Here is a 7315-nt window from a genome sequence, read left to right as displayed (position 1 = left end):
AGAGATTCCCTTCACCCTGACGCTACCCACCACGGACGACGAAGTGGACGAGGATGACGGTTCGGTGACGCTCACCTTGGAGGCTGGTGCGGGCTACACCGTGGGTGCGCTGTCTTCCCAGACAGTCGCCATCACGGATGACGACGTGACCACGGAAGAGCAGCAGGTGGAGGATGCCAATCCCTATGCCGCCTATGCCGACCTGATTGCCACTGTACGGGGCTATGCAGGGGAGACGGGCAACGGGGAGGAGCACGTGAAGCGCTGGCAGCGGGTATTGAAGGCATTGGGGGAGAAGGATGCCGCCTTTACCGATCTCACCCCCATGACCGCCACTGAGGCGCAGACCTATGCGGATAAGGGCTGGACGCAAGACCCCGCGCCAGCACCTCCCCAAAGTGGCGCAGACCTATGCGGATAAGGGCTGGACGCGGTGGGAGCCGGTGGCGACGGCATTGACGGCGTTGGAGGCGTTGGAAGCTGCTGCCCAGCCGTCAGTGCAACCGTCAGTGGAACCAACGGTGAGCATTAGTGGTGGCTCTTCTGTGACGGAGGGCGGAGAGGTGGTCTTCACGCTGACGGCCAGTCCTGCCCCGGCCAGTGACATTCAGGTGGGGGTGAGTGTAACGGAGAGGGGCAGCTTCGCCAGTGCTGGCGCAACGGGTGCCCGCACGGTGACTATCGGGACGGGTGGGACGGTGGACTTCACCGTGGCAACGGAGGATGATGACGTGGACGAGGCGGACGGCGCTATTGCGGCAACGGTCACTGCCGGGACGGGTTATACGGTGGGCAGTGTTGCCACTGCCAGTGTGACGGTGGCGGATGATGATATATCCACCAAGTCCATGCTCTCGGTATCTGATGCCAGTGGTGAAGAGGGGGAGGCATTGGAGTTCACCATCAGCCTGTCTCGTCCCTATCCTGATACCGGCAAGGGTGGGATGGTGGTGTTGGTGCGCACGAGGGAGAGCAGCCCGGTATCAGCCCGTCAAGGTCAGGACTTCCGTATCCGTAGTGACGGAAACTATGTTAGTGACGGACAGACCTATGCCGTGATATCGTTCCGTCCTGGGGATACGGAGAATACGGTATTGGTGAGCACACTGGACGACGCCCATGACGACGACGGGGAGACCTTCGAGTTGTACATCGATAGGATTTACTTTGCGGATGATGTGGAGATCGCCGACGGGGTGGGGATAGGAACGATCCGCAACAGCGATCCCATGCCTGCTGCGTGGCTGGGTCGTTTTGGCCGCACGGTATCTCAACAGGTGGTGGATGGGGTGAAGGGACGATTCAAGGCGGCGCCAGCCGTTGGTCTGGACCTCACTGTTGCCGGGCAGCACCTCAGTAGTGTGCCGTTAGAGGAGAATGAAGGGGCGTTGAGGAAGCTGCTGGGGTTCGAGAGTGTGAGCGGTGAGCAGTTGGTGGCGGACTCTTCCTTCAGCTTCTCCCCCCAGACAGCGGCAGCCGCTGGCGCGGGGACAGGCGGAACAGGAGGGGCCGGGTTAGCCTTCTGGGGTCAGGGCGCCATCACCTCCTTCAGCGCCAGGGAGGATGCGATCTCTCTGGACGGTGACGTGAGCACCGCCCTGTTGGGAGCGGAGTGGAGCACGGAGCGCTGGCTGGCTGGCGCCGCCCTGTCCCACTCCTGGGGCAGTGGCGGCTATGAAGGGGAGGGGGATGACGGGGATGACGGCAGCATCAGCACCACCCTGCTGGGGCTGTTCCCCTATGGCCGCTATGCCCTCACGTCCCGGCTGGGTGTATGGGCCATAGGTGGCTACGGCTGGGGAGATCTCACCCTGAAGCAAAGGAATGGCGGGGAGGAATTGAACACCACCACCAACCTGGCCATGGGTGCGGTGGGGTTGGAGGGGGTCCTGCTGGACGGTGGCAGTGACGGCCTCACCCTCACCACCACGGCCGATGCCCTCCTGGTGGAGACCACCTCGGAGGGGATTGTGGGTCTGAAGTCTTCGGAAGCCAGTATCTCGCGGCTGCGGCTGGGGCTGGAGGCCACAAGGCCGGTACACTTGGCCAACGACGGCGCACTGCTGCCCGCCATGGAGATCGGCATCCGCCAAGACGGCGGTGATGCCGAGACCGGCTTCGGTCTGGAGCTGGGCGCCGGCCTCTCCTGGACGGCTCCCCAGCGTGGCATCAGCGCCGCGTTGCAGGGGCGCACCCTGCTCACCCACACGGAGGAGGAGTTCCGGGAGCAGGGCCTGGCCGTCTCCTTCGCCTGGGACCCGTCCCCATCCGACCGTGGCCCTTCCCTCTCCATGGGTCACACCATGGGCGCCAGCGCCTCGGGGGGCATGGATGCCCTGCTCAATCCCGTCGTCCTGGAGGGGTTGGCTGCACTGGGCACCAGCGGGCAGCACTTCGAGGCACAACTGGCCTACGGCCTCCCCTTCCACAACAACCGCCTCACCCTCTCCCCAGGGGTGACAGTGGCCTTCTCCCTGGAGAGCAGGAGCTACGGCCTCCTCTGGTCTCTGGCCGCCTATTCCCAACAGGGGCAGACCGAACCGTGGGAGATTTCCCTGGAGGGTGAACGGCAGGAATACCGCTCCTCCTCCCCAACCCGACACTCCCTCAAACTTGACTTCTCCCTCCTCTTCTGAATCACCGCTCATACCAATAGGGGGCGGGGTTTGATGGGAAACCACGCCTTCCTGGGGCGCTGATCCGGAACTGGGGTCGGTCAGGTGGGGAGTGGGCGGTTCGGTCCCCATGCCCCGCGCCGGACGATACCCGCCAAAAAAGCTCACAACAATTGTGTCCTCCAAGGGTCGGTTGGTTCTGCCCAGGGCCATTCGCCAAGCGCTGGGCTGTGGATGGTGTGCCCTGGCTGGAAAGGAGTTTTGTACCATATTTCTGCTCTGCCGTCTCAGCGTCATGGTGTCTCTCATTCGCTCCCTCAAATCGATTGCAAAACCTCTGGGAACTTCAGACTCGCCACCGGCTGCATGGTGGGCCTGGCTACTTGGCCTCGCCCTTGCCGTTGGTCTACTGCTTAGACTGGTCAGGGTCTCCCTCAACCACGGATCATATGATCATGATATTGATACTTTCCTGTATACGGCATGGAGACTTCTGGAGGGAAATTTACTATTCATTGATCATTACAATTCAAAATTTCCAATTGTTCAGTATCTCTATATTCCCTCTTTTCTCAGTGGAAGCATCTTTGGCCACCGTCTCGTCACGTTTGCAGTGACTACAGTAACAGCATTGCTGTTCTATCGCTGTCTGCGATCTCTACAACGGCTTGGTTTTCTGAGCAGGCAAACCGGTCGCCCATGGATGGTGTTGTGCAGCACACTCCTGCTGTGTTTGAGTCTAACACATCCTGGTGGTCTTTCCGGCCATCTCCACCTGTTTGCCAACGGCTTTCTGGTGTTGGCCCTGTGGTTGTTCTTGAAGTCTTTCAGGGTGAACCCCGAACAGCCCCGGCAGGTTGTGGTGTGGCAATTTCTGGCAGGCGGCAGCCTTGCCTGGGCAATTCAGACAAGGCCCAATCTACTGGTCTCAGTGGGGTGCTGTGGTCTCGTCTGGCTCATTGTCCGTTGTCTGCAGAAGCGTCTGGGATAACGGGAGGGTGGCGCCGTAGGCAGGATCGCCCTGGGTGCTGTGCTGCTTAGTCTTCCTTTCATTCTGCCCTATCTTCTTCACCACGACGGTCTGGCCTTGCTAAAAGCAGGTGGCTGGGATCTTCTTCATCAGTGGAACTCCGAAAGGAGTCATATTCGCCATCATCTCCGATTGCCGGAGCTTTTGAAGGCCATGTACTGGGAACGGCACTTTGTCGATTTCCCCTTCTATGGCTTGCCGCTTTTGCCCATTCCTATCCTGCTGTTCCTTAATCTATACAAGTCTCCATCAAGGGATCCTCGTAGCTGGGCTGCAGCCATCTGGATCCCTCTACTCAGCAGCAGCTTCATTCTGGGGCTCTGGCTCTCTTACCTCAAAACCCACTTCTGGTCACACTACATACTTCTGGAAGCTGTTCCCATCACGCTCCTCTTTGCCTGGATTCCCCAAGGTCTTGCCCAGATCCGTCCACCCTATGCACTGCGGGTTGGCTTTACGTGGATTGGGATAATCGTGGGCAGCTTTATCGTTTTCAATCTTGTTGTTGTGGAACCTGTCCGCTTTCTAGGCACCTTGTTTTTGCCCAGAGAGAATTCCGCAGACACCCAAGCCCAGGAGATCGTCTATCAACGTTTGCATTCTCTCCCACCAGGGCAACACTTTTTCGCTCCAGGTGATCCATCGTTCCACTGGAGACTTCAGCAGCCCATGCCTGTCAAGGGCATCCATCGCGCCTGGATATTTGACCCTGCAGTTTCCCTCAGCTCATCAGCAGCCACCCAACGCATGGGCATTGCCACAAGTCCGCTTGAGCGCTGCCATCAACTTCTTTCTCAGCCTACGGACATCATCGTCTGGTCGGAAGGCAAGGCTTCTCTCGCCATCTTGCAGAATTGCCTGGCTGCGTCAGACGGTGTCTGGCAAGATTCCACCGAAGAATGGGGCATACCAGGCAGCAAGTATCATATATTCCAGCGCCGTTCCTGAATTCCGCCATGCAACAAGGGACTCTCAGCGTGGTGCTGGCCACCTACAACGAGGTGGAAGCCGTTGGCCCCGCTGCAACTCGGCCGTGAGGATCCCGGGGTGCATTTGTTGCTGCGCTGTGATCGCTCCGGCCTGTCCAGCGCCATCCGCGACGGACTGCTCTTGGCCAGCGGCGAGTTGGCGGCGGTGATGGATGCCGATGGCCAGCACGACCCGGACGTCATCCACACTGCGGTGACGTTGCTGGAACAGCAGGGATTGGACCTGGTTGTTGGCAGCCGCTTTCCTGCGGATGCGGGTAGACCCCGGAGGATTGCCGGGCTTTCGGCAAAACGCCAATCCGGTTCAGAGGGCGCCAACTGGCTGGCGCGACGGAGTCTGCCCCCAGTCTATGGGGGCCTGAACGACCCGATGAGTGGCTTCATGGTGTTGCGCCTGGCCACCACCCGTGCCGCAATTCGGCGGGTGAACCTGGCAGGATTCAAATTTCTCTATGAACTGTTGTCGGTGAGCAAGGGCACATTCAAGGTGGGCGAGGCACCCTTGAACTTTCGTCCCCGCCAGGCGGGCAACTCCAAGCTGGACCAGGCCGTCATCCGGGACTGGTTGGTGGCGCTTCTCCATACGGCCACGGGTCGCATCCTGCCCAGGCGCGCCATCAGCTTCGGACTGGTGGGCATGGCAGGAATGGCGATTCATGCCAGCATCTTCTTCATTCTCAGGATTACGGACTGGAGCTTTCTATCCAGTCAGATCGTGGCGGTTGTTATGGTGCAAGCTGCAACTATCTGGTCAACAATATGCTCACCTTCCGCACGCGCCGGTTACGGAGTATAGCTCTACTCATTGGCCTGGTCAAGTTCCTGATGGTGTGCTCTCTGGGTCTGATTGCCAACATTGGCGTTTCCACCGCCGTCTACGGCAACATGAGGGAAGAGAGCCTGGGGATTGTGGCGGTCTTTGCCGGAATCGTTGTTGATTTTATCTGGAAGTACGCCGCGTCTTCCCGAGTGGTGTGGAACGCGCCCTACTGAAGCCATTCTGTCCCCGCACCTTTCCTCGTTGTTCCCGCTTTCATTGCTGCATGTAGATCCGCACCCTGTGGGGCGCGGGCGGCACTGCAGGTCGAAGATGCTGAACATCATCCACCAGGGCGGACAGTGCCCTCATGCGGCTGGCCGGATCCGGATGGGTGCTGAGGAATTCCGGCGACCTTGATCCGCCGTGTTGGGTCATTTTCCGCCACAGGGTCACCGCCGCCTGCGGATCGTAGCCGGCTTTGGTGGCAATCCTCATGCCCAGACTGTCCGCCTCCTCTTCGGCGCTGCGGCTGTTGGGGAGGGTGAGGGCAATGTTGGCCACGGCGTTGGTAATGGGCGCGGCTTGAGAATCCTTCTCCGTGTTCCGGTCCACCACAGAGACGACCAGACCCTGCGCCACAGCCATGGACATGGTTTCCGCTTGGTGATTGGCCAGGGCGTGGGCAATTTCATGGCCCATGATGTGGGCGATTTCATCGTCGCTGAGACGCAGCTTCTCGATGAGCCCCCGGAAAACGGCCATGCGGCCCCCCGCCATGGCCCAGGCATTGATGACATCGGCATCGTCCACCAGGGCAACGCTCCACTCCCAATCGGCTGTGTGGGGATACTCCTGGATAGCCACAGTCGCCAACCGACCCGTGACCCGCCCCATGCGCTCCGCCAGCAGCGGATCGTTCATCAGCTTTCCACGGCGGGCAAACTGCCGCAAGGTGTCCATGTAGGCGGTTTGCGCCATGGAGATGGCGGCATCGGGGGACACCAGCATGAACTGCTGCCGGCCCGTGGGGCTGGTGCTGCAGCCCGTCAGCAGCGCCGCAACGAGAAGCCAGCGGGCCCAGGCCCGGATATGGTCTTGGAATCTCCTCCCCGTCACTCCCGGCCCTTCCACTGCTGATGAAAGGATAGCCCGATGGCAGGGAAGCATATTAGGCTGGTGCCTGGACTCGACCCTGGCGCCCTTTAAAGCCAGCATTCCGCCCCGTTTATCAGCGGGGATCAGTTCCCAACCATCCGCCATGCATGTGCTGTCCGCTGCCAGTTCCGGCCCCAGCCGGATGATGATCATCACCATCCAGGACTTTTCCGGATCCTCCCTCCCCACTGCCGGCATCCGTCGTTTCATGGTTCCCCTCAGCCGGTTGCAGTCCACCTATGGTCGGCTGCTGCGCTCCGGGGCCAGAATTCTCCGGGTCTCCAACGGCCTGACCAGCACCGCAGCCAACCCCGAGCCAACCCCGCCCAGCGGCGCCAGCGCTCCGGCCCCCGCCCAGCCGGCCCCGGCGGCCAAGGCGGCCAGGAAGGCTCCCGCCAAGGCCGGCCACGGGGACGTGCCGGTCAATCTGTACAAACCCAAGACCCCTTTTGTCGGCAAGGTGATCAGCAACGACAGCCTGCTCAAGGAGGGGGCCATCGGCCGGGTGAACCACGTCACCATGGACCTCTCCGGTGGCGACCTGCGCTACGTGGAAGGTCAGTCCATCGGCATCATCCCCGACGGCCTGGCGGATAACGGCAAGCCCCACAAAATCCGCCTCTACTCCATTGCCAGCACCCGCCATGGGGACAACCTGGCCGGCAATACGGTCTCCCTCTGCGTCCGTCAACTGCAATACGAGAAGGACGGGGAAGTCATCAACGGCGTCTGCTCCACGTTCCTCTGCGACATCGCCCCTGGCGCA

The 7315-nt window shown here is 60.7% G+C and carries 7 protein-coding genes and 1 pseudogene; 7 read left to right on the top strand and 1 reads right to left on the bottom strand.

The genetic code is table 11. The features are described from left to right. The 6 genes from BG35_RS13040 to BG35_RS13630 form a co-directional block, all read left to right on the top strand. The coding region (locus BG35_RS13040; RefSeq protein WP_025781934.1) for a hypothetical protein at positions 1-421 on the top strand (421 nt) is incomplete at its 5' end. After that, on the top strand, positions 399-2636 hold the full coding sequence (locus BG35_RS0104780; protein WP_025781933.1) for an autotransporter outer membrane beta-barrel domain-containing protein: 2238 nt from the start codon (positions 399-401) through the stop codon (positions 2634-2636). The genes BG35_RS13040 and BG35_RS0104780, both read left to right, overlap by 23 nt. Positions 2637-2910: 274 nt before the next feature. After that, entirely contained in the window at positions 2911-3606 is a 696-nt protein-coding gene (locus BG35_RS12670) for a hypothetical protein (RefSeq protein ID WP_152535172.1), read from the top strand. 96 nt (positions 3607-3702) lie between these two features. After that, positions 3703-4593 (top strand): hypothetical protein, encoded by an 891-nt coding sequence (locus BG35_RS0104770; RefSeq protein ID WP_236619784.1) that lies wholly within the window; start codon positions 3703-3705, stop codon positions 4591-4593. A 63-nt stretch (positions 4594-4656) separates the two neighbouring features. Continuing rightward, a complete protein-coding gene (locus tag BG35_RS10325; RefSeq protein WP_051506146.1) occupies positions 4657-5430 on the top strand; it encodes a glycosyltransferase in 774 nt (257 codons plus the stop codon). Next, positions 5394-5627 carry a GtrA family protein gene (locus BG35_RS13630; RefSeq protein ID WP_071994786.1) on the top strand — a complete coding sequence of 78 codons (234 nt, stop codon included), beginning with the start codon at positions 5394-5396 and terminating at the stop codon, positions 5625-5627. The genes BG35_RS10325 and BG35_RS13630 overlap by 37 nt, the downstream gene beginning before the upstream one ends. Before the next feature lie 40 nt (positions 5628-5667). Here the strand turns inward: BG35_RS13630 and BG35_RS0104760 are convergent, their stop codons facing one another. Then, the gene (locus tag BG35_RS0104760; protein ID WP_201768408.1) at positions 5668-6525 is read right to left on the bottom strand and encodes a M48 family metallopeptidase; all 858 of its coding nucleotides are present in this window, start codon (positions 6523-6525) and stop codon (positions 5668-5670) included. Between the two features lie 127 nt (positions 6526-6652). On the opposite strand from BG35_RS0104760, the pseudogene BG35_RS13625 reads away from it, so the two are divergent. Next, a pseudogene (locus tag BG35_RS13625) lies at positions 6653-7315 on the top strand (ferredoxin-NADP reductase); the annotation flags it as partial.

Origin of the sequence: Candidatus Synechococcus spongiarum SH4, assembly GCF_000586015.1 — a bacterium.
Taxonomy (GTDB): Bacteria; Cyanobacteriota; Cyanobacteriia; order PCC-6307; family Cyanobiaceae; genus Synechococcus_B; species Synechococcus_B spongiarum_F.
The sequence above is the reverse complement of the archived record's forward strand: the minus strand, read 5'-3'. Positions and strand labels throughout refer to the sequence as shown.